The organism is Streptomyces sp. NPDC037421 (assembly GCF_055602105.1).
Genome location: NZ_JBVJWV010000058.1, coordinates 1 through 22,712 on the forward strand (window position 1 = coordinate 1; position 22,712 = coordinate 22,712).

The following is a 22,712-nucleotide window of genomic DNA, read 5'->3' on the forward strand; positions in this document are numbered from 1 at the left end:
CCCCCCCCCCCCCCCCCCCCCCCCCCCCCCCCCCCCCCCCCCCCCCCCCCCCCCCCCCCCCCCCCCCCCCCCCCCCCCCCCCCCCCCCCCGGCGCTCTCCCGTCCCCTCACTCCCTGGAGGCACCTCCGCCATGGCGTTGAAACCGGAATTCACCGCTACAGGCCCGATGCTGCTGCGGCTCTCCGCCCTGCGACGCGGCTCCCTCGAAGTCCCGCTGCCGCGCCCCGACGCCGCCGGTTCCTTCGCAGGCGAGGACCTCGCCTCCTACCTGCTCGCCCTGGCAGGGCACGCCGTGTTCCGCGAGACCGTGGAGGTGTCCAGCAGCTCCCTCTCCGCGATGCTGGGCAAGCTCGAGTCGGGTGCGCGCATCGAGCCCAGGCAGCTCCTCAAGGCCGCCACCTCCATGGCCCGCTACGCACTGCGCGTCACCGGCAGGCCCACGCCGTTCGGGCTGAGTGCCGGTGTGTCGGCGCTGCGGACGGCCGACCGGGCCCGGGCCGCCATCGACGGCCCGGGAGACAGGCACGTCCGCCTCGACGCGGGCTGGTTCGCCGCGCAGGCGAGGAACTGGCTGGAGCAGCCGCACTCCCGCCATGGCGCGGACGTGGTCGTCAACGACCTCTGCCACGTACGCGGAGACCGGCTGGTGCTCGCGTGCGGCCGCGATGAGTACCGCAGCCGCGAGGTCACCATCCGCTGCACCGCCTTCGTCCGCTGGGTACTGGCCGAGGCCGCCCGGCCGGTCAACTGGAGCGCGCTGCTCGACAGGGCGGCCGCCGCCCACCCGTCGGTGGACCGCGGCCGGATGGACGCGCTCCTGCTCCAGATGGCTCGCAGAGAGTTCCTGGTGACCTCCCTGGCACCCCAGTCCCTGGACGAGAAGGCAATGGCACACGTCCTCGGCCTCCTCGGCCAGGACACCGACGAAGGCCGCCGCCTGACGGCGGTCCTCGAAGCCGTCGAAGCGTTCCGCAAGGCGCCGCCCGGCGCCGGTGCGGAGCTGTGGCGTGCCATCCAACGCGCGGCCGGGGCGTCCGGCGCCGACGTGTCTGCCGCTCAGGTCGACCTGGCCATGGCCGCGGACGTCGCGGTCCCTCCGGCCGTCACCCAGGAGGTGGAACGGTACGCCTCCGCCCTGTGGGCCATGACCCCGGAGACCGAGGTTTACGGCCACATGCGCGAGTACCGCGAAGCCTTCATGGACAAGTACGGCGAAGCCGGCGCAGTACCCCTGGCCGAGCTGATCGACCCGCACACCGGACTCGGCTATCCGCGCGGGTACGACAACCCCCGGGTCTCCCGCGACGCACGCCTCACCGCGTACGAGAACAAGGACGAAACCCGTGACGGCCGCCGCCTCGAAGTCCTCGGCCGGCTGATCCAGCGCGGCATGCTCAGCCCGGACCGCGAGATCGTCCTGACCCCCGCAGACGTCCAGGCCCTGGCCACGGGGCGGGGGACGCCGCCCCCGCCCTCACTCGAACTCACCTTCCAGCTCCTCGCCGACCACACCGACGACCTGGACCGCGGTGACTTCGTGCTGGTGGCCTCGCCGATGATCGGCTCGGCCACCGCCGGAGCCTCCATGGGCCGCTTCGCCGCCATGGCGGGCATCGAGGAGCAGATGGGCGCCCTCCTGCGCGCACCCGCCGGGGACGCGATCACGGCACGCCTGGTCTTCAAGCCGATCAACTCCCGGGCCGGCAACGTGACGCAGGTCGGCGGTCTCGTCACGCACGAGATCACCGTGGGCGGGATGCCGGACCACGACAGCCCGACCTCCCTGGACTGGCGCGAGCTCCTCGTGGCCGCCGACGGCGAACGCCTGCGCCTGGTGCACGCCCCGACCGGGAACGAAGTGCACCCCGTGGTGCCGCACATGCTCAACCTGGAGTCGCACGCGCCCAACCTCGTCCGGCTGCTCGCCGAGATCAAGCACAGCGGTGCACCGCGCGTCCTCCAGATATGGGACTGGTCGGGTTTCGGGGCAGCACCCTGGCTCCCGCGCGTCCGCCTCGGCAAGACCGTCATATCCCCGCTGCGCTGGCGGCCCAGCCTCGCCATGCGCGACAACGCCTCTTCCCCCGAAGCGTTCCGGGCGGCGCTGGAGGAGTGGCGCGAGGAACACTCAGTGCCCGGCCGGGTCTGCGTCTCCCAGGCCGACAACAGCTACGAGGCCGACCTCCGCGAGCCCTTCCACCAGGAGCTCCTGCGCCGGGACATCGCCAAGGCGGCCCAGGTCAGGATCACCGAGCCCGTACAGGCGCTCGGTTCGTACGGCTGGACGGGAGGCAGGGCCAACGAGATCACCGTCCCGCTCGTGGCCCGGGAACAGCCCCCGGCAGTCCGGCCGGCCCCTCCGGCCGTCCCCGTACCGGCCGTGCACCACTCGCCGGGCGGCGAGTGGTTCTACGCCGAGCTGTCCGCCGTACCCGAGACGCACGACGAGGTGATCTGCACCCTCGACGACATGCTCCGTCCCTGTCACGACCGGCTGGACAGCTGGCACTACGTACGCTTCTTCCATCCCGAGCCGCACCTGCGCCTGCGGGTCCGCTCCCGCGACCCGGGCGTCGCGGCGACACTGCGGACGCAGCTGGACGAGCTGCGGGCGCGCAAGCTGATCCGAGCGTTCCGCGTCTGCCCGTACGAGCCGGAGACGGCCCGGTACGGCGGCCCGGAACTGATGGCCGACGCCGAGGCCGTGTTCTGCCTGGACAGCCAGACGGCGGCGGCGGAACTGCGGCTGCTGCGGGCCGGGCGGGGGCTGTCCCGGGAGCAACTGGCCGTGGCCAACTACGGACTCATGCTCGACGCCCTCCTGCCCGGCGAGTGGCCGGAGTGGATCGGCGGGCTGTTCCCCAGGTCAACGGACGGCTCGCTGTCCCGGAAGCTGATCTCGGAGACGGCCCGGCTCGTCGTCCCGGAGGCGGCGGCCGCGCACCTCGAAGAGAGCCTGGGAATGCCCGGCCTCGCGGAGGCCTGGCGCACGACGACCGCGCTGGACACGCTGGCGGCCGCACTGGCGGACACCGCCCGACGGACCGGAAGCCAGGCCGCCAGGCGCCGCACGGTCCTCAGCTTCCTGCACATGCAGCACAACAGGCTCGTGGGCATCGACCGGGCCTCCGAACTGCGCACCCTCACCCTGCTCGCGCACGCCGCACGGGCCCACACCGACCGGCTCAAGCACCACAGGGGAAACCGATGAGCGAGGAAACACGCCGCACGGCGCGGGCGGTGGCGGACGCCCTGGCCCACCGCCTCGCGGATCCCCGGGCGATACCGGTCGGCGACCTTCCCGGAGAACCCCGCCACGTCAACGTCTCCGAGATCGAGGCCGGCACCCTGGCCCGGGGCCACTCGGGCATCTCCCTGCTCTTCAGCAGCCGCGCGCCACGGGATCCCGCCGCCGCGGCGGCAGCCCACGGCCACCTCCAGCGCTGCTCACAGCTGATCGGCACCCTGCCGCAGCCCGGCGTCGGAATGCAGGCCCACCTCACGGGACTCGGCTTCGCGATGCTCGCCGCCCGCTCGGCCACCGGAGGCTACGGCCGGGCGTTGGAGCAGCTGGACCGGCACGTGTCGCGGGCCGCGACGGCGCTGTGCGCCCCCGTGGCGGCCTCGCGGCGCCGTGAGCTCGACCGTTTCGACGCCATCAGCGGGCTCACCGGCATCGGCCGCTACCTCCTGCTGCGCGGCGAACCCGTGACGGAGGCGACGGCCTCCGTACTCGACACCCTGACCGCCATGGCCCTCGAAGCCACGGACCCGTCGGCCGCGACCGCAGAGGGGCTCCCCGGCTTCTGGGCGGACGAGGCCCCCTCCCCCTACTTCCACGCCGAGTCCGACGTCGCCCGGCACGGCCACCTCAACCTGGGGCTGGCCCACGGGATCCCGGGACCCCTCGTCCTGCTGTCCCTGGCCCACGCCGAGGGCTGCCGCCGCCCCGGGCTCCTCGAAGCGGTCGAGCGGCTGGCAGGGCTCCTGGTCACCTGGGTCCAGCACGACGCGTACGGTCCCTTCTGGCCCGGATACCTGTCCCGGAGCGAATTCCGCACCGGCGCCCTCGACGCCCCTCGCACGCGGCAGTTCCGCTGGTGCTACGACACCCCCGGCGTGGCCCGGGCACTTCAGATCGCCGGGCGGGCCACGGGCCGCACCGACTGGTCGCGCCTCGCCGACGACGCGGTCGCCGCGGCCCTCGCCGTACCGGCCGGAGACTGGGGCGAGACGGGCATGGGCATGTGCCACGGCTGGGCCGGCCTCCTACACCTTCTGGGGTACTTCGCGGACGGCCCCCACGCCACGGCCGTCCGGGCGTCCCGCGACGACATCGCCGCCCGGATCGCCGACGGCTTCAACGAGGCGTTCCGCTTCGGCTACCGCCCGACCCACGCGGACAACCCGCACGGCGGGGACTACCCGGGACTGCTGGACGGCGCGGCCGGGATCGCCCTGGCACTGGACTCCTACGCGGATGAGGGAAGGCGGGCGTTCCCCTGGGACGCCGCCTTCCTGACCGCCTGACCCGGCGAGGAGCGGGCACGACATGAGCACACATGAGGCATTCGCCCCTTCCCGCGTACGGATCGGGCAGCAAGAGGCGTCCCTGCCGGAGTTCCTCAGGCGGGCCGCCGACGAGCTGGAGGGCCACGGCACGTCGGACGAGCGGCTGATACAGGCGGTCCAGGCCCTGCTGGCGGGCGGCCTGGATGCGGTACACGCGCCGGCCCCGCCGGAGTGGGCGGAGTACAGGCTGGCCCTCACCGGGACGACGGGCGAACCGGAGCTGTACGCGGCTCTCGGGAGCTGCGCCCGGCGCCTCCTGGCGGAACAGGCCGAGGACTTCTTCTTCATGCACAAGGACCCCGGCATCAGGGTCCGCTTCCGGATCCCGGGCCCGGACGGCCGACGCGGGGCGACCCCGGACGGCCTGGACACGGTCCTTGACGGATGGCGCAGGCAGGGCCTGATCGACGCGTGGTCGCGCGCCGTCTACGAACCGGAGCAGCACCTCTTCGGCGGACCGGTCTCCATGGCGAGCGTGCACCGCCTGTTCACCGCGGACTCCCTCGCCTGGGCAGAGCACTGGGCACGCCGGCCGGAGGACCGCAAACCCGCCTGGGCCGTCTCCCTGGCCATGATCGAGGCGCTGTTCGACGCACTCGGGATCGTCGGCTGGGAGGACCGCGACGTCTGGGACCGCCTGCGCCGGCAGGCAGGCAGGAGCATCGACGGCGACAAGCCCGCGGGCTGGGACGAGACCCTCACCAAGATCCACCGCGTCTGGTCCGAACCCGGCCGGCTGGCCGCCACGACCCGCCCCTGGGGCCTCCCCTATCCGGAAGCGTTCGCGGTCGCCGCCCGGGCGGAGTGCCCGCGCTGGCTCACCGGATACTTCGCCTCGCCCGGGGCCCGCGTCGGCCCCCGGGAGGCCGCCGCCTTCTTCGTCGTCTACCACTGGAACCGCGCGGCGCTGCCCTTCGCCTGGCAGTGCGCCATCGTCGAGGCGCTGCTCCGGTGACCCGCCGCCGAGCAACGAACACGGCCGGCACCGCCGGCACCGGACGGGGAACGCCCGAAGCGGCGCCGTCCTCCGCACCCGCCCGCAGGGTGGCCCGCCTGTTCAGGCCCCACCGCGGGAAGATCCTCCTGATCGTCGCGCTGGTCGTCGTCGACACCGCCGCCTCGGCCGGCTGGCCCTTCCTCCTGAGGGAGATCCTCGACGCCGCCCTGCCGGAGGGCGACACCGGCCTGCTCACCCTGCTCGCGGCCGGGATGATCCTCGCCGCAGTCGTGGCGAACGCCTCGGGGGTGCTCCAGAACCTGCTGTCGAACAAGGCCGGGCACGAGGTCATGCACGAGCTGCGTTCGAGGACCTACGAGCACGTGCAGGGCCTGCCGGTGGGCTTCTTCACCGCCGCCCGCTCCGGTGACCTCCAGTCACGCCTCACGAACGACATCGCGGGCATGGAGACCACCCTCACCTCCACGCTGACCTCGGTGTTGTCCAACGGCGCGAGCGTGCTCGCGACCCTGGCGGCGATGCTGCTCCTGGACTGGCGCATGACGCTGTTCGTCCTGCCGCTCCTACTGGGCTTCGTGGCGGTGAGCCGCTGGGTGGGCGCCGAACAGCGCGACCTGACGGACGACCGCCAGCAGCAGGTGGCGGAGATGACCGGGATGATCGAGGAGTCGCTGTCCGTCTCCGGCGTCATGCTCAGACGCAGCATGGGGCGCAGCCGCTCGACCGCGGCCGCGTTCAGGCAGGCGTCGGGGCGTCTGGCGGCGGTGTCCCTGCGCGCGGGGCTGTCGGGGCAATGGCGCATGTCGGGGCTGGGCATCCTGATGGCCAGCGCGCCGCCCCTGCTCTACTGGGGTGCCGGTGTCATGGCGCGGGCAGAGGGGGCCGTCCCCTCCACCGGGACCCTCGTCGCCTTCGTCGCCCTCCAGCAGGCCCTGGTGTGGCCGGCCACCCAGTTGCTGTCGACCGGGGTCCGGCTCCAGGCTTCAATGTCGTACTTCCGGCGCATCTTCGAGTACCTCGACGTGGAGAACGAGATCGTCGAGAGCGAGCGTCCGGTGGTCCTGCGCGAGGCGCGGGGCGAGGTCCGCTTCGACGGGGTCGGCTTCGGCTACGCCGCCGCAGGCGCCTGCCTGTCCGGGGTGGACCTGGTCGTACCCGCCGGCAGCCACCTGGCGGTCATCGGCGCCACCGGCTCGGGCAAGACGACCCTCGGCCACCTCGTGTCGAGGATGTACGACACCCGCGAGGGGACGGTCAGCGTCGACGGCGTCGACGTGCGCGACCTCTCCTTCGGCTCGCTCGCCGACACGGTGGGGGTCGTCGCGCAGGAGCCGTTCTTCTTCAACGAAACCGTGCGGCACAACCTACTCTTCGCCAAGCCCGACGCGGACGAGGAGGAACTGCACGCTGCGGCCCGCACGGCACGCGTCCACGAGGTCATCCTCGGACTGCCCGATGGCTACGACACCGTTCTCGGCGAGCGGGGGCACCGGCTGTCGGGCGGAGAGCGCCAGCGCCTCGCCCTGGCCCGGACGCTGCTGCGCAGACCGCGGGTCCTGGTCCTCGACGAGGCCACCAGCGCCCTTGACGTGAAAACCGAGGCGGCGGTCATGGCGAGCCTGGAGGACGCCACCCACAGGGTCACCCGCATCACCATCGCGCACCGCCTGTCGACGGTGCGCCACGCCGACCAGATCGCCGTCCTCGAACACGGCCGGGTCGTCGAACGGGGCACCCACGAAGAACTGACCGGCCGCGGCGGCCGCTACGCGGAACTCCTCGCGGCCCACGAGAAAGGAGCCCTCGCATGGACCCCGTGACCCTGACGAGCGAACGGCTGGTCCTGCGGGCGATGCGTCCCGCGGACGCCGAGCACGTGCTCGCCGGCTGGCAGGACGACACGGTGCGCCGGTGGACCGAGGCCCCTGCCGAACCCACTCTCCGGCAGGCCCAGGCCTTCACCGGGGCGGTGTGCGCCCAGGGGTGGCGGGACACGACCAACCTGATCTTCGCCGCCGAGCTGAGACGGACCGGCGAGTTCGTCGGCTCGCTGGGCGTGTTCGGCCTCAGCTGGGCCGCGCTGTCCGAGCAACTGGCCTGGGTCGGCTACTGGACCGCGGCCGGGCAACGGGGCAGGGGCTACACCTCGGAGGCGCTGCGCACGATGTCCGCCTGGGCGTTCGGCGCGCTCGGCGTCGACCGGCTGGAGGCGGTTGTGGAAGTGGGCAACGAGGCCTCCCTCGCCTGCGCGGAACGGGCCGGCTACGTCCTGGAGGGGACCCACCGGGCCCGCACGGTCCAGAACGGGTCCCGCCGGGACGCCTGGATAGCGGCCTTGCTGCCCCAGGACCTGGACCGGCCGTCGTCGATCCCATATCCGGCCGGTACGGCGCACTGAGGAGGCACTCACCCCGTCCGCGGGTCTCACGACTGGCGGCCTTCGGTGAACATCTCGGCATCGACAGGGCACTCGCCGCGTTCGTCACTGGCCGCCCGTCGTCCCGTCCGGACGCGTTGCCGGGAGCAGCGCAATGTCCTCGGCGGAGTACCGGAGGGGGCGCTGGTGTGGTCGAGGAGTCTGCGTGCCTCGTCGGTCTCCGCCGCCGTCCAGGACTCGTCGGTGGACCGGCGGTCGGTGTACGCCGCTCCTGCGGGCGCCCGCTCCCCGCTCGCAGCCCTTACCCCGGTGGGTGCCGGGCCGGGATCGGGTGCTGCTGGCGGAGGTGGGCCGGGCCGCGGTGCAGAGACGGCCGCGACCGGGACACCGGCCGCGTGGTGGTGCCGCATGGTGGTGCCGGCAAGCGCGCAGGATGACCGAGACTGCGGCCGCGGTGCCAGCCGCCATGCCGAGTGCGATGACCAGGCCGGCGAGCTGGCGCTCGTCGGTGAGGAGGCCGATCTTGCGGGCCAGGGCGGCCCTCTGCTCCGTCGCGGCCGGAGTGTGGACGGTGATGAGCAGGAGGTTGTCCTCCAGCAGGAGACGGCTCTGTAGTTCCACGGGTTCTCCCTGCGCCAGGCCCGGAGGGCGATGGGTGTGGACGGGCAACCGTCCCGGACAACCACCGGTGGCGCCGCCGTTGGCGGTACTGGATCGGGTGTGCGGGTGGTCGAGCGGTTCCGGTCAGGCTCGGGCGGCCTGCGGGTGACGCTGGCCTGGCCCGCCGACCTGCGAGGCACCGCCTCTCAGCACGATGGAGTGGCCCACCACGCGGTCGTGCACGCGGGCGCTGGGGAGGGCTGCGGGTGCGTACGCCATGCCTGCGGGGGCGTCACCGCCGCGTCCTTGTGCCCCGACCAGAACGCCCCTGGCTGCCCCCACTCCTCGGACTGCACAGCCTCTACCCCAACACCTGCCCCCTCCCAGCGGCGGCCGTGCGGGGACACCCGATCCGCCTCCGGACGGGTGAACCGCGGCTAGCGGCCGCCCAGCTGTTCAGCAGCGGGCGGGGGCGCGCATGCGGCGGGCGCGACCGTGCACGGGCGGATGGTTGCTGCGGTGCCGGTTCCCTGGAAGACGGAGGCCCGTTCGTTGCCACGCGTCGAGACGGCACGGGAGTTCTTGAGCCCGTTGATAGTCCGTTCGACCTGACTCGACGCGCGCCCTAGCCCCCGCAAGGCGCGAATGCTTCGCCTGATCCTCCGCCGCCCCGGTCCATCGGCTCTCCCGGCGGGCGGGTCAGCAGGCCGCTCTCCTGTGTGAACCGGGGGAGCTGGGCGCGGAGGGCCGGGGCGCCGAACAGGGCGATGCTCAGCAGGAGCTCGTCCGGGCGGCTCCGGGTCGCGGTGCGGACTCCCGCGTGGTCGTGGCGCAGCCGGGCGAGCAGTGCCGCCCCGCGCAGGGTGCGGCGGCGCCGTACCCACAACGCCACCGCGCCCGCGTCGGCGAGGAGGCCGAGCACCAGCCACACCGCCGCGTCCGGCCCGCCCGCCGCGGCGGCCAGCGGCGCGGCCGTGAAGACCGGCAGCAGCAGAATCCTTACGGCCCGCACCCGCCTGCGGGATACAACCAGCCCCGCCCGCTCCAGCTCTTGCGACACCTGGCGGACGGCCTGCCGTACCCGCTCCGTGTCCTGGAGGCGGCGCGGATGGAGCGGTTTGTACAGTACGTGGAACTGGGCGCGGGCCACCTCGGAGCAGTTGCGCGGCAGCCGGGCCAAGCCGGGCTCCACGGTCCGCCGCCAGCCGGCCTCGACCGAACCGGCCAGGTACAGCTCGATCAGCCCGCACTGGGCCGCACCCCGCGCGCCGCCGCGCAGCAGGCCGATCTCGACGGGGGAGAGCCGCCGGTCCAGCGGGCCGCGGCCCGGCCGCCCTCCCGGGCCCAGCCGCAGGGCGGCGGCGACCAGCACCAGCAGCCAGGCCGCTGCCACTGGGACGGCGTTGACGACGAGCACTGCACCCTCCTCCCCCGGGAGCTCTCAGCGTGCACCCGAAGCGTGGATTCCGCCAGCGTCACCACCAGTCGGCCTCGCCCGCTCGCGTTCCGGCCGGGCGGCCGGTTCCTCAGACCCGCCTGTGCAGGTCCACATGCTTCGCTTCGGACTTCTTCTTCTGGGTTTCACCGACTCATTGCTGAGTCCGTCGACATGGCCCTCCGCGTGGCTCAGCGTCCTCCAGGGCGCTGCGTCATTGTGGGTGGAAGGCTTGTGCCGGGGACGCGTGGGGCGGCCACTGCCAGGCACACGGCCAGGGCGGCGAGCTGAGTTCTACGTGCCGGGGGGCCCGAGCTGGTGGACGGCCCAGCCTGCCGTACGCCAGGACTCGGGGTCCAGGACGGTACGGCAGCCGACGAGCAGGGGCTGGCCAGGCAGTCCACGAGAGTGTGGGGGCGGGCATGCTGGGAGCTTGTCGTTTTTGGTCCGCCGTCGAACGGGGTTCGAACTTGTTCGGGGTTTCTCCTGTTCACGGCATGTCCGTGAGCCTGGGGCCTGATCCTGCGGGAAGGAGTGGCGCGGCGGTGGAGGCCGGATCGTGGAACAGGTCGAGCACGGGGTCCAACGAGACGCGTTCGCGGCGGTGACGGCGTTCCGTACCGAGCTGTACGCGTCCCTACTCGCCCGGGGCGACGCCCTCTTCGAGCTGTGCGACGCCTTGCTGAGCACCGACGGTCCGGTCCGTACGCTCGTGGACCTGGCTCTGGCGCCCGAGCACCGGCGTGGGCACGGCGCCCTGTACGCCGGGTTGAACCAGGGCCGGATCGACGTCGCCCGGCTGCGCCGGTCCTTGGTCGGGGTGCCGTTGCCCCGGGCCGCCGACGGGCGCCTCGTGCTCGCGGTGGATGTGTCCCCGTGGCTTCGGCCGAACGCCGACAACATGCTCGGACCGATCGTTCTGCCACACCTTCGGCCGAGGCCTGGGAAAACACCAGATGGTGCCCGGCTGGCCGTACTCGATCGTCGCCGCGCTGGAGACCGGTCGCACCTCCTGGACCGTGGTGGGGAAGAGGGACCAGGGCAGGCCGCTCACCACCACGTCGGCCTGGTCGACGCAGCGTTCGTCCAGGAGCTGGCGCAGATCCGCGGCATTGCCCTGGATCACCTCGGCCGCCGGGTAGCGGTCGCGAAGGAGCTCGGCGAGGCGCGGATTGATCTCCACGGCGAGGTGACGGCCGCGTCCGGCGAGTTTGCGCTGGATCTCTGCGGTGAACGGCCCTGTTCCGGGGCCCAGTTCCACGACGACGGGTTCCCCGCGTTCTGGGATGGCGCACGTGACGGCGCGGGCCAGATGCCGGGAACTGGGCGCGATGGCACCGATGTGTGAGGGCGAGCGCATCCACTGTCCCAGGAACAAGGTCGCCTCGCAGTGGCGTGAGAGGTCCGTGGTGCCTCGATTGGTGTCGGTCATGTGGTTCCTATGCATGCGTGCGGATGCCGGTGCACGGACTGATCCCGGCCAGGTCAGTAGGCCGGCAAAGGCAAGGGAGCCGCGGCCTGCCTTCGCTCCGGCACCTGGGCGCATGAACGTTCATGAAGTCAGTGGCGGCGATCGTGGCGGTGAGCGGCATGCGTACGGCGGCCGGGCGACGGTGGCACGGCGGATGGGCCCGACCGCGCCCATGCCTGGCATCCTCAAGAACGTCGACTGACGGAGTGCCGCGCCGTCGCCGGGCGGCGCGGCACGCTAAGCCGTGGGGACGAGCATCGACGTGACATCGATCAGCACGTACTGTCACGTTGGCGATCTTGTGGCCTGGTCCTGTCGCCTCGCTGACTGGCGAGCGCACTGCGGGCGACCGCGCGGGCAATGTGCTTCGTCAGCTGGCCAGGATCACGGAGGCGACCGTCCGCCATCCCGCGTCGGTACGGGCGGCCAGGTAGAGCACACGGACACGCTGGAACTCCCGCCCCTGGCTGTCCTGGCGCGCCCAGGTCACCTCGATTTGCGCGGCCCGCTCGTTGAGCGCGCGCACCACCGGGTCGAGGGCCTTGCTGCCCCCGTAGTCGGCGTCGCGCAGTGCGCGCAGCTCGTGTGCGAGTCCCTGGGAGAGCGCCTCGGCGGAGGTGAGAACGGTGTGGGCCGTCCCCGCGGTCATGCTGATCGGCACCGAGAAGTAGTCGAGGAGCGGCGCGGGATCGGTGCTCCCCTTTGCTGCCAGTCCGATGAACGTCTCGACGTAGCTGTCGAACCATGCCTGTGCTTCGTTCGCGACGGCGGCCAGATCGGTGTGCGCCATGATTTCGTGACCCTTCTTGCAGAGATTTCAGGTGCGGGTTTCTTGGAGGGGAGTGCGCTGCCGTCGTGTCACCGGTTTGCGAACGCGTTGGTGCCGGTCAGCTGGGCGGACAGGGTCCACAGGCGTGCGGCCTGTTCGGGGTCGACCGCGTAGGGCCTGACTCCGGGTGCGTCGTCCTGGGAGAGCGGGGCGATGTCGCAGTCGTCCAGGTAGACGCCGCCGGTGTGGGCCAACTGCGGGGAGGTGGCCGCCCAGACCTGGGTAGCGGCACCCTGCTCGGGGGTCTTGAAACCGGGGGCCGGGTTGCCCTGGTCGTCGATCCAGCCGAAGGCGATCATCTCCTCGCGAGTCATGTGCCGCTGGAGCGGGGTCATGACGGCACCGGGGGCGACGGCGAAGGCCCGCACCTGGTGCTCGCGGCCTAGGGCGTCGAGGTGGACGGCGAACAGCGCGATCGCGGTCTTGGACTGTCCGTAGGCGACGGCCTTGTCATAGTCGTTTGCGAACATGACGTCGTCCCAGCGGATCGGCGAGTAGCGGTGTCCGGCAGAGCTGAGCGCGACCACGCGCGCGCCGCCGTCGGCTGCCAGGGCGGGCCACAGGCGGTTCGTGAGTGTGTAGTGGCCCAGGTGGTTGGTGGCGAACTGCGCCTCCCAGCCAGGTCCGAGGCGGGTCTCGGGCAGGGCCATCACGCCGGCGTTGTTGATGAGGATGTCGATGCTGCGGCCGCTTGCCAGGAACTCGTCCGCGAAGGAGTGCACGCTGGCCTGGTCGCCCAGGTCGAGACGGCGCACCTCGACCCCGTCCACTGCGGTGAAGGTTTCCGCGGCCGCTTCCGGGCGGCGGACGGCTGCGACGACAGTCGCGCCCGCGCCCCGCAGGGCGCGCGTGGTCTCCAGCCCCAGTCCGGAACTACCGCCGGTAACGACTGCGAGCTTTCCGGTGAGGTCGAGGCCGGCCAGGACGTCGGCCGTGGTGCTGCGGGCCCCGAAGCCGGAGCCGATGGGCTGCTGTGCTGTCATGATCGCCATTCCTTGCGCGTGGAGCGTCACGGTCAACGCCGTAACCGGGGAGTTCCCCGGTTAGCCATCACGGTAAACGGGGAATTCCCCAGTTGTCCAGATAGACTGATCCCCTGACGAAGGGAGCAGCCTTGACCACCAAGCCGAGCGTGTTGCGCGCCGACGCCCGCCGCAACCGCGAGCGCATCCTCGAAGCGGCCGTGCGCGCCTTCTCCGAGAAGGGCCCGGACGTCGCCATCGACACCATCGCCAAAGCCGCGGGCGTCGGCTCGGCCACGCTCTACCGCCACTTCCCCACACGTGAGGCACTCATCGAGGCGGCCTACCGCAACGAGCTCGCCCGCGTCTGCGACAGCGCCGCACAACGGCTGGCCGACCATGCCCCGGACGAGGCGCTGCGCCTGTGGATGGACGACTTCATCGACTACCTCACAGCCAAGCAGGGCATGGCGGACGCACTGCGAGCCGCGGCCGCATCCGGTGCGGACCCCTTCGCCGAAACCCTCGACAAGCTCGCCACCGCGATCGGCACCCTGCTGCACGCCGGCGCCGACGCCGGTCTCCTGCGGCCGGGCACCGACCCTTTCGATGTCGGCTTCAGCCTGGCCGGCATCGGGCTGATCACCAACGCTCCCGACCAGCGCGAACGGGCCGGACGCCTCCTCGACCTGCTCCTCGACGGCCTCCGGTACGGAGCGGACGGATCGGCACCCAGCTCGTGACCCGGCCTTGCCGCGGTCCCCGCCGGCTTTGTGACGTCAGCGGTCCAGCAGCCCCGACCGCGTTGCGGAGCGTGAGCCACTGACACGGGTCAGGAAATGCGAAACAGGCACTTATCTTGTTCTTTATCTTCGAGACTGTCCTGTGTCATCGACAGCTGGGCGGTGTGCCATCGGATCCTGAGCAGGCGCGCTCCTTCGCGCCGCGCTACACGTGCCGGACGACCTGATAGATCGTCTGAGAAACGGGCGTCGGGTGCGGGGCCTTGTTCCAGCCGATCTCCTCGGCGCGCTTCTCGATTGCCTTGTGTGCGGCGTGAGCTGCGGCTTCGTCCTCGAAGAAAGCGACAGACAGTCCGTTGCCAGTGACAGGATCGACAAGGTGATACGCGCCATGGACGCCGGGCACGGCGGCTGCAGCATCCAGCACCCAGTCGCGGTCGTCAGTCGGCATCGGTTCCCACACGGCCACCCTCGCGATCATCGCTGCCTCCATCTCGCTGGTCTGAGCCTCCAGAATGAAGCAACCTTCGTGAGGACGCTCAATCGCTGTCGCAGGATAGAGACGTGTGGAGTTCGGCGAGGGTCTCGGCGCGCTTGACGGTTTTGCCGACGTCGTAGCGGGGTGCCCGGTGCTTGTTCTTGGTGCCGGGCGGCCGTCCGGGGCCTGTTCCGGTGGGTTTGGGAACACGGGTCGGGCAGACGAGGTGAGCGCGGATGTTCCTGAACCCCTGGCGAACCCGGGCTGGGGTGAGCCGGCCGGAGGTGGTGGACTTCTCCCATGGTCGACGGAGGTCCTCGGCGAGCGGACGGGCGAGCCGGAGCTGGGTGTGGGCGATGATCAGAATCCAGGTCCAGCGGTCCGCCGCCTCGGGGGTGCGGATCTTCGGCGTGGTCCAGCCGAGGGTCTGTTTCACGAAGCGGAAGGTGTGCTCCAGATCGAAGCGGCGTAGAAATGCTTGTCAGCATCGGTCCACATCGTCCGGGGCGGCACCAGTCTTCGAGGACCACAGCCACACCGGTGGGGCGTCTCGTTCCTTCGATAGGTGCTCGACGCTTAGCCGGATCAGCGTGCCCTCGATCAAGGGGAGTTCGCCCTCGTGGTCGAGCCAGGCCGAACGGTGGGTGAGCCGCGGGTGGACCCGGTCCCATGCCTGCGTTTCGGCCTTGCCGTAGTTGCTGGTGTCGGTGACCGTGGTGATCGCGGGCTCGGGCCAGGTCTCCGGCCTGGCGAAGCGGAACTCCGGGCCGTGCTTGGGCGGCCGGCCGTTGACGCCGTGCATTTCGGTGATTTCGGCAAGCGCATCACTCGGTCGGAGCGGACACGTCCGACCATCTCGACCGGGAGGTCGCGCAGGACCCAAGCCAGGCGGGTGACGTCGTAGCCGGCATCGCTGACGATCATGATGTCCGGGTCCCCGTCCTGCCACTGTCCAGCTGCGATGAGCCGCTCGACGACACCCCGCAGCTGGTCGGCGGTGGCGGCGGTCGCGTCGTCCTGCGGTCCGAGTCGGACCACGTCCAGGACCGCGGTCCAGGAGGTGGCGCCCGGCTCCAGCACAGCGACGAAGGAGTAGGGCCAGCCAGGAATGAACTGTGAGGCCGTCTTCGCACGGCCGTAGACGTGGCAGAACAAGCGGTCGGCGGAACATGGCGCGTCCGACCGCAGCCACGGGCTGACATCGACAGCCAGCACCAGGCGACCGCCGTCGAAGCGAGGCAGCGATAGTCCGGCCAGCGCCGTTCGCAGGCGGCCGGTATCGATGCGGCCGTGGTTCAGGCCGCCGTACATCGCTCCGTGCCCACGACGGTGCTCGGGCAGCAGCGTCAGATCCACCGGGGACTTCACCGCACCGTCCGCACACAGCATGGCGTCGGCGAGTTCGAACAACTCGTCGCGCCGGGCGGTCAGACACTCGTAGAACTCGCCCCGGAAGCGTGACGCTTCCGCGAACGCTTCCCTCCGGACAGCTTCAGGCAGCAGACTCACTCTCACGGCCTTCGTCGTGGTCACGTGCACCTTGGTCGGAGCACATGATCAGACGAAGGCCGCCCCCCCCCACGTCTGTCGATTCCTCAGGTGAGGGATCCAGTTCGAGACGTCGTTCGAGGCCGGAAGATAAACAACAAGCTTATGCCGTCTTCGTGAGACTCGCTGGTCGGGGTTCTCACCCTTTCGGGCGCTCAGCGCCTCGTCTCGTACCTGGTCAGGATCACGCCGCACGGAAGCGTCCGCGTCTCCACCAGGTTCAGGTTCACCCAGTTGTCCAGCGCGGTGAAGAACGGCGTGCCGCCGCCCACCAGGACCGGCGCGGTGGCCAGCACGTACTCGTCAATCAGCCTGGCCCGCATGGCCGACCCGGCAAGCGTCGCGCCACCGATGTCCATCGGGCCGCCGTCCTCGCCCTTGAGCCGGGTGATCTCGGCGACCGCGTCGCCGGTGACCAGGCGGGTGTTCCAGTCGACCTTGTCGATCGTAGAGGAGAACACCACCTTCGACATGTCCCGCCAGCGGCGCGCGAACTCGATCTCCGCCGGGGTGGCGTTGGGCTGCTGGTCGCCAGTCGGCCAGTAGGAACTCATCGTCTGCCACAGCTTGCGCCCGTACAGCGACAGGTCGGTCGCCTGCAACTGGTCGGACCAAAACTGGAACAGCTCGTCGCTCGGCACGCTCCAGCCGATGTCGTCGCCGGGCGCGGCGATGTAGCCGTCCAGGGACAGGTTCATGCCGTAGATCAATTTCCGCATGCCGCCAGCCTTCCGTGAGTCGGTCTCACGCGTACAGACCGGCGCGGCGTGGGAAACTCATCGGTGCGCGATCGGGGCTCGCCGGTAGTCCTCGTGCTCGGCTCAGCCGCAGACTCATCGTTCCGCCGAGGAAATGGCATCGATCTGAGACTGATCTCGGGTGACATCGCGGTGAGACAACAGAGAACCAGCAGGTCACAGAAGATCGACATGTCATCGGCAGCGAGACCCTACAGCGGAGGAGGTGGCTCTGTTGCCGGTGGTGTGGCCGTGGGTGGACTGGCGGGCGGTGCGCACGGTGGCGGCCGGGCGCCGGTTCCCGCTCGCCGGTTCCCGCTCGCCGGCCTTGCCCCGGTCGTCCCGGGCGAATACCGGCTGTTGTTGGCGGGGGTGGCGCGGATCGCCCGGGTGGGGCGGGCCGCGGTGGTGCAGTGGCGCCGCCGCCACGACGACTTCCCCGCCCCGGTCGGTGGCACTGACGTCCACCCGGAGTTCGACCGCGCCGCTGTGCTGGCGTGGCTCCTGGCCCACGACAAGATCGAGGTTCCCACCCGGACGCCGACGGCATCACTCCTGATGGCGTGCCACGGCGGTGGTACGAGGACGTTCCGGCTCGACGACCCGCTCCTGGCCCTGGCCGCCGAGGCCGAGGGGGAGGACCGGTTGTCGGGCTGGTCCACCGACGAGGACGCCGACGCCCTCGCCACGCTGGCGGCCGGGGAGTCCGGCGCGACGCTACGCCGACTGACGGTGCCGGGCGAGGTGCGGCTAGTCGGCCGGTTCCGGGCGGGGCGCGGGGGTCTGCGGGTCACTGTGGCGTGGCCGGCCCGGCTGCGGGGCGCGGCCTCGCCGAGGTCGGTGGGCGGGGTGGTGCGTCACATGGTGGCGCACACGGCCCCGGGCGAGGCCTGCGTCTGCCGGCGCCAGGAGTGCGGCGGGGTCGTTCCGGTGGGGTGGTGTGAGGAACACGGCGACGCGGTGGCTCCGGTGATGGAGTGGCACCCCGGCGGGGACCTGCGCTGCGCGGAGCTGGCGGGAGGGCTGCGCCGGGCGGAGGCGGAGGAACAGCGCGCGGCCCGGTGAGAGTATGGGCGGCCGGTAGCCGCGCGGTTCACCCGTCCGGAGACCCACACAGGCTTCCACCCCCGGCCGCCGGCCCGGGGTGGGAGGCTGGGCGGGTGGATGCTGCGTGGTGGAACCGGTGGGTGTTCGGGTCGGCGTCTGGGACGCCGGTCCCTTCGGGTGGCTTGCCGCGCTCCAACGCGGGTTGCGTGAAGGCTCTGTTCACCTTGGTTGCACCCAGCAGGGAAGGGCTTCTGCGCCGACTGTCCAACGCGCCGTTGCATAGCCGGCTTTCGCCACGATGCCCGACACCTTACGCGCGTGCTGGCGAGCCCGAGCTCGGCCTGTGTGACCCATGGGCCCGGAGGGTCCTTTCCCAGCGCGGTAGTCCATATCTAGGCGTGTAACACGATCCACACAGCGATGCCCAAGCTGGGGCCCCGTGGCTTTGGCCAATCGCGTTGCCGAGCTGTCGGGCGGTGACCGCACTGCCGCCATTCAGGCGCAAGCTGAACGGGCGAAACCCTCCGCTATCAGCGTGTCAGCAATCTCCTTTGAGTGACATGCAGCGATCTACGTGTCACTACTCAGACGAGCGGTACACAGACGAAGGGTCCTCCGAGTGAAGATCACCAAGCGGCTTTCCGTGATCGGCACTGCGACAGTGGTAGCGGTCCTAGTCGGGGCTGGCGGCGCCCACGCTGACGGCGACGGAGGGCTGCTCTCGCTCCTCGGCAGCCCGTCGATTATCCTCGCCTGTTTTCCCGCAGGGCAAGTGGGGCAGGGCAACAACTTCAATGGCACCCAGAACGTCAATTGCAGCCAGGACGCCCAATCAACGACCCCGGCGCCGGTTCCTCAGGACCAGGGCCTGACAGGGTACGAGAGGATCGAAGCCGTCGACGCCGAATGCGGTCCGGGACAGCTCTGCGATGTCAGCATGCCCTGCTCGGAGGGAAAAAGGTACTGGGTGGTGGATTCTACGCACAAGATGATCTGGCCACCTTCGTCACTCTCCAGGACCGTCCATTTTCCGATAACAGTGGATGGGGTGTGAGGCTCAGGAACACAGGCACGCTGACTTTTCCCCTGAGAGGCTTTGCTCAGTGTGCCGATGTCGCGAGTCCTTGAGCTGACCTGGCAACCCACAGGTCGCGGCCGCTGCCCCTCTTCGAGGGTGGCGGCCCTTCGTCGTGCGCGGGGGTCGGGTGGGCTGAGGGGTTGTGCCGGGCGCCGGCTTCCCGTGGGGCGGGATGGCCGGCGCCCGGCATGGTGGTGGGCAGGGTCAGTGGCGGCGGGCGACGTCCCGCCCTTCGGCCAGGGCGGGGCACGGCGCCCGGCCATGGTGCCCCGGGGCGGGCCCGTGCCCGCCCGCCCCGCCCCCGCGGCGGCGGGGCGGGAAGTCCGTGTGCGGGCTACCGGCGGCGGCGCAGAAACGGCACCAGCACGGCGAGCGCGCCGACGTAGACGCCGAGCGTGCCGAGGGCGACCTGCGCCGGGTTCGCCCAGGACGATGCCAGCCGTATGACGAGACCCGCACCGCCCCCGAGGACGGCGCCGATGCCCAGGAGCAGCAGCACGAACAGGACGTTGCGCTGGAGCCGCAGCCGCGCGACCTCGGCCCGCTCATGGGCGGCCGTGATGGCGTCGGCGGCCTCGGAGCCGTTCGGGGCGGCGGTCGTGGTCGTGGTCATGGTGGTCCCTTTCGGAAGGCCGGCACGGGGCCGGATCGGGTGAGCGAGAGCAACAGTGCGACCGCGGACCGGCGCGGCCCAGTTCTCGCGAAAATCCGTTCCGCGCCCGTTCGGAGGGCTCGGCAAGCGGATTCGCGAGGAGTTGACGCAGCAGTCGTCCGCCATCGCCGGATGAGGCTGCACGACATGGGGGTTATCCCCGCAACCCGCAGCGAGAATCGCTCCGTCACCGCCGTGTCCTGGTGCCCGGACCATGGCCCGGCCGACGGTCGGGCGAGCGAGGACCCCATCGAGGGCGGAGGCGTGCGCCAGCTCGGGTTGCGCATGGGGGGACATGGCCGCAGCGGCCCCCGGGTGGGAGCTGTGAGAGGCGGCCCGGAGGGCCGAATAGGTGAAAGAGGGGCGGCACGTGCCGCCCCTCTTTTGTGTGACGAGTGGGGGTTGATGGACAGCCCTGCGGCTGGCCCGCCCCCTGAGTGCCCTTCGGGCACGGGCAGGCAAAAGAGCTGCCCTTCGGGCAGGTCGCTTCGCTCCCGGGCCCCTTTGAAAGGCGCTGCGCGCCGGGGCCCGCCCCTGCGGGGCAATGGAAGACAACCAGGGGGCGGCTGGTCACTGGGGCCAGGCGCCCCGTGAGGGGTCCGTCTTGGGCCCCTGTGGGGCTTCCTGGGCGCTGGTCGTCTCCAGCCCGCGCCCGTATGGGTGCGTGGGTGAGGCCGGGCGCCCGGTGTTCCCGGGGTCAGTACTACTGGGCCGCCCAGGCAGCAGGTTGGCCCGGCTGGTGACGGCTGGTCAGTGCGCGGCTGTGTCCGCCCCGGTACCCGGGCGGCGTCGGCCGGCCGAGAGGGCGCTGCGGGCCCGTTGGGCATCGTGTGCGGTGTGTGGAGGCGGTCCGGCGGGGCCGGGTTCGCTTCGTGCACGCAGATTGCCCGCAGCCGGGACCGTACACAGCATCCGGGCTCTCGCCTCGTCCCCGGTGGTCGGTTCGGTGTCGAGGGCCTGGTAGGCGCGATCAGTTCTTCTTGGGTCCGGTCTGGCTTAGGGGGGTGCCTTTGTAGATGGTGAACTGGCCGTCATTCCGGATCGTCGCGGTGCACGTGTTGCTTCCTGCCGGTGCCGCTGTGTTTGTGTGCCAAATGGCCTCGCCACGCGTGGTATACAGCACACAGTTTCCGTCACCCTGCATGATCAGGCCCTTGACGTCGGACCGCTGCTCTTTCGTGTTCTGCCACCGGCATTCTCCGCCCCAGTAGATGGCAACTTTCCCGTCACCTTGGCACTTGAACTCGACGCTCCCGTCTGCGGACCAGAGGGAGTTGCCGACCAGCAGCCATTCCTCATTGCCGAGCGTACTTTTAGTGGTGTTTGTCATGGTCGGTTCTCATTTCTTTGGTGGGTGGGTCTTCCGTCTACGGGTGCCGCCGGCTGTGGGAGTCGGCGGGCTCGGGTTCCTCGCTCGCACAGAGGTTCCGCTTGCATGAGTTGTAGCTGCCTGTGGGGATCCCTGGTTCGCCGCCGCTCAGGCGTTCACCCGGGAGGGTGTGGAAGTTCACCGCAAAAAGGTTCACTCGTCCCTGGGATTGACGGTTAGAGCTCGTATCCGGGAGGTGAAGGGCGCGCGCCAGGGGCGGTTAGGGTCGGGTTCAGCCTGCGCCGATATGGCGTGCGTGGGTGAGGCCCGGCGCCCGGTTTCCGGGGGCAGTACCGTCGGGCCGCCCCAAGCAGACAGCCGGCCTTGGCCGGTGACGTGTGGTCAGTGCGCGGCGGCGTCCGGGCCCGTGCCGAGCCGGCGCCGGCCGGGGGAGTGGGGCGCTGCCGCGGACCCCTCGGCACCGCTTACGGTGCCTCGGCCGGCTCGGCGGCGAGACGGGCCCGGAGGCCGGCCGTGGGCTGCGCCGGGGGAGTGACAGGTTCGTGCAGTATGTCAGTGGTGTTGACGTTTGGGCTGGCGGTTCGTCATGTGTCGTCACTGCACCGCGTCACGGCCCGTCAGTGGTGAACTCGCAGGTCACATGGGGTCTGATGGTTGCGCAGGTTGGTTTGGTACTGCGCAGTTTCACTGGCCGCGATACCCGTGCTGAACACTGTCGGAAGGTGTGTCCAGTTCCAGGCTCTATCCGTTGCTCAGTTTGAAGCATGGTGGGAGCGAGATGGTGAACGGGGGTTGTTCGGTTGGAGCACAGCGAAGCCCGGGCTCGTCTGCAGTGAAGCGGATGACTCCGGCCGGAAGGGCCGGCTCTGGCTCGGCGAAGCCGGGCTCCGTCGAGCGGGGTGAGGTGGTTCGTTGGCGTAGCGCGTGGCGCTGTGGGACTTGTTGAAACACTCCTGGTGGGGGTTGTGTCTGCTGTTTGGGTGATCGACTTCGCGCCGTGGGTGTGACTGGGATTCGGGTATCGCTGAAGGTGCATGTCTGGCTACGTTCTGTCATGCCAGCTGATGGCCAGTTGGCATGCCTTTGGTGTTCAGTCGTTCGGCTGCAGGCTGGGATGTCTCTGTTTCGGTGGCTGCCCCGGGGTGTTGCCGGATGGGTTGTACAGCCCGTTCACAAGTACAGGAGACAGTGCAGATGCTGACTGGTGACTCATTGAGCAGTTCCACGTTCGCCGTCGAACTCGGCAAGTACCAGGTGGAGACGGTCCAGGGTGTTTCAGGGCTGCAACTGGAGCAGGACGTGGTGGAAGTCAGGCAGGTCTCGGCAGACGGCGAGCTCATCATCCGCAAGCAGCCCGGCGCCCGCAGGACGGGCGAGATCACCATCACCCGGGGTATGGACAAGAGCACTGCGTTCACGGACTGGATCAAGTCGACTCTGGTCAATGCCGACCTCGATAGTGCCCGGCAGAACATCACGATCTCCTTGCAGGATGCCAAGAAGCAGACGGTGCGGCGTATTCATCTCAGCAATGCCTGGGCATCCCGTTGGGAAGGTCCATCGCTGGGGGCGTCCGACTCTGGTTCCGCCACAGAACAGGTGACCATCACCTACGAGGACATCACCGTGGAGTAGTGCCGAGTTGCTGCCAGCCTGGCCCCGCGTCAGCGGGACCAGGCCTGGAGGCGGAGCCGGAAGGACTCAGGGGTGGGGGAGCGGAGCGGACCCGCCTCAACGGTCCGGAGGACCGAACCCCGTGAAACAGGGTCACCTGGGTCCGCGGAGCGGACCGTTCGGGGTGGAGCGCAGCGGAACCCCGAACGGTGTCCGGAGCGAAGCGCAGGACACCGGCCCGAAGGGCCGGCCCTTGTCCGGTTGAGGAGGGTCCCGCCGC

General features: G+C 70.6%; 17 protein-coding genes and 2 pseudogenes. 10 read left to right on the top strand and 9 right to left on the bottom strand.

Translation table 11 applies throughout. The features are described from left to right. The first annotated feature begins 131 nt into the window (after positions 1-131). From ACZ7IF_RS37900 to ACZ7IF_RS37920, 5 genes are read left to right on the top strand one after another with little or no spacing between them, the layout of a single operon-like run. Positions 132-3,212, top strand: coding sequence for a lantibiotic dehydratase (locus ACZ7IF_RS37900; protein WP_470981410.1), 3,081 nt, complete (start codon positions 132-134; stop codon positions 3,210-3,212). Continuing rightward, positions 3,209-4,531 (top strand): lanthionine synthetase C family protein, encoded by a 1,323-nt coding sequence (locus ACZ7IF_RS37905; protein ID WP_470981412.1) that lies wholly within the window; start codon positions 3,209-3,211, stop codon positions 4,529-4,531. The genes ACZ7IF_RS37900 and ACZ7IF_RS37905 overlap by 4 nt, the downstream gene beginning before the upstream one ends. Before the next feature lie 22 nt (positions 4,532-4,553). Next, a complete protein-coding gene (locus ACZ7IF_RS37910) occupies positions 4,554-5,528 on the top strand; it encodes a thiopeptide-type bacteriocin biosynthesis protein (RefSeq protein ID WP_470981413.1) in 975 nt (324 codons plus the stop codon). Beyond that, on the top strand, positions 5,525-7,351 hold the full coding sequence (locus ACZ7IF_RS37915; protein WP_470981415.1) for an ABC transporter ATP-binding protein: 1,827 nt from the start codon (positions 5,525-5,527) through the stop codon (positions 7,349-7,351). The genes ACZ7IF_RS37910 and ACZ7IF_RS37915 overlap by 4 nt, the downstream gene beginning before the upstream one ends. Beyond that, positions 7,339-7,929 (top strand): GNAT family N-acetyltransferase, encoded by a 591-nt coding sequence (locus tag ACZ7IF_RS37920; RefSeq protein ID WP_469117683.1) that lies wholly within the window; start codon positions 7,339-7,341, stop codon positions 7,927-7,929. The genes ACZ7IF_RS37915 and ACZ7IF_RS37920 overlap by 13 nt, the downstream gene beginning before the upstream one ends. 84 nt (positions 7,930-8,013) lie before the next feature. Here ACZ7IF_RS37920 and ACZ7IF_RS37925 read toward each other — a convergent pair whose 3' ends face one another. Beyond that, positions 8,014-8,529: a hypothetical protein gene (locus ACZ7IF_RS37925; protein WP_470981417.1), complete on the bottom strand. Its 516-nt coding sequence runs from the start codon at positions 8,527-8,529 to the stop codon at positions 8,014-8,016. Between the two features lie 604 nt (positions 8,530-9,133). After that, positions 9,134-9,925, bottom strand: coding sequence for a TIGR04222 domain-containing membrane protein (locus ACZ7IF_RS37930; protein WP_470981419.1), 792 nt, complete (start codon positions 9,923-9,925; stop codon positions 9,134-9,136). A 577-nt stretch (positions 9,926-10,502) separates the two neighbouring features. Here ACZ7IF_RS37930 and ACZ7IF_RS37935 point away from each other — a divergent pair. Continuing rightward, positions 10,503-10,962: pseudogene (locus ACZ7IF_RS37935) on the top strand (transposase); the annotation flags it as partial. A gap of 822 nt (positions 10,963-11,784) precedes the next feature. Here ACZ7IF_RS37935 and ACZ7IF_RS37940 read toward each other — a convergent pair. Both ACZ7IF_RS37940 and ACZ7IF_RS37945 read right to left on the bottom strand, forming a co-directional pair. Further along, the gene (locus ACZ7IF_RS37940; protein ID WP_470981421.1) at positions 11,785-12,204 is read right to left on the bottom strand and encodes a DUF6841 family protein; all 420 of its coding nucleotides are present in this window, start codon (positions 12,202-12,204) and stop codon (positions 11,785-11,787) included. A 68-nt stretch (positions 12,205-12,272) separates the two neighbouring features. Next, positions 12,273-13,229, bottom strand: coding sequence for an SDR family NAD(P)-dependent oxidoreductase (locus ACZ7IF_RS37945; RefSeq protein WP_470981436.1), 957 nt, complete (start codon positions 13,227-13,229; stop codon positions 12,273-12,275). Positions 13,230-13,357: 128 nt separating this feature from the next. Here ACZ7IF_RS37945 and ACZ7IF_RS37950 point away from each other — a divergent pair, with 128 nt between their 5' ends. Then, a complete protein-coding gene (locus ACZ7IF_RS37950; RefSeq protein ID WP_470981423.1) occupies positions 13,358-13,948 on the top strand; it encodes a TetR/AcrR family transcriptional regulator in 591 nt (196 codons plus the stop codon). A 205-nt stretch (positions 13,949-14,153) separates the two neighbouring features. Here ACZ7IF_RS37950 and ACZ7IF_RS37955 read toward each other — a convergent pair whose 3' ends face one another. The 3 genes and pseudogenes from ACZ7IF_RS37955 to ACZ7IF_RS37965 all read right to left on the bottom strand — a co-directional run bounded on the left by ACZ7IF_RS37955 (position 14,154) and on the right by ACZ7IF_RS37965 (position 16,693). Then, a complete protein-coding gene (locus tag ACZ7IF_RS37955) occupies positions 14,154-14,429 on the bottom strand; it encodes a hypothetical protein (RefSeq protein WP_470981425.1) in 276 nt (91 codons plus the stop codon). Between the two features lie 58 nt (positions 14,430-14,487). Beyond that, positions 14,488-15,935: pseudogene (locus ACZ7IF_RS37960) on the bottom strand (NF041680 family putative transposase). Positions 15,936-16,129: 194 nt separating this feature from the next. Continuing rightward, the gene (locus ACZ7IF_RS37965) at positions 16,130-16,693 is read right to left on the bottom strand and encodes a dihydrofolate reductase family protein (protein ID WP_470981427.1); all 564 of its coding nucleotides are present in this window, start codon (positions 16,691-16,693) and stop codon (positions 16,130-16,132) included. Positions 16,694-16,963: 270 nt separating this feature from the next. Here ACZ7IF_RS37965 and ACZ7IF_RS37970 point away from each other — a divergent pair, with 270 nt between their 5' ends. Both ACZ7IF_RS37970 and ACZ7IF_RS37975 read left to right on the top strand, forming a co-directional pair. Next, positions 16,964-17,776 carry a hypothetical protein gene (locus tag ACZ7IF_RS37970; RefSeq protein ID WP_470981429.1) on the top strand — a complete coding sequence of 271 codons (813 nt, stop codon included), beginning with the start codon at positions 16,964-16,966 and terminating at the stop codon, positions 17,774-17,776. 601 nt (positions 17,777-18,377) lie between these two features. Beyond that, positions 18,378-18,812 carry a hypothetical protein gene (locus ACZ7IF_RS37975; RefSeq protein WP_470981430.1) on the top strand — a complete coding sequence of 145 codons (435 nt, stop codon included), beginning with the start codon at positions 18,378-18,380 and terminating at the stop codon, positions 18,810-18,812. Positions 18,813-19,170: 358 nt separating this feature from the next. On the opposite strand, the gene ACZ7IF_RS37980 is transcribed toward ACZ7IF_RS37975, so the two are convergent. Next, positions 19,171-19,449, bottom strand: a complete 279-nt coding sequence (locus tag ACZ7IF_RS37980) for a hypothetical protein (protein WP_470981431.1) — start codon at positions 19,447-19,449, stop codon at positions 19,171-19,173. A 1,009-nt stretch (positions 19,450-20,458) separates the two neighbouring features. Then, positions 20,459-20,818, bottom strand: a complete 360-nt coding sequence (locus ACZ7IF_RS37985; protein WP_470981433.1) for a hypothetical protein — start codon at positions 20,816-20,818, stop codon at positions 20,459-20,461. A gap of 1,194 nt (positions 20,819-22,012) precedes the next feature. Here ACZ7IF_RS37985 and ACZ7IF_RS37990 point away from each other — a divergent pair. Then, positions 22,013-22,453 (top strand): phage tail protein, encoded by a 441-nt coding sequence (locus ACZ7IF_RS37990; protein WP_470981434.1) that lies wholly within the window; start codon positions 22,013-22,015, stop codon positions 22,451-22,453. Positions 22,454-22,712: the final 259 nt, after the last annotated feature.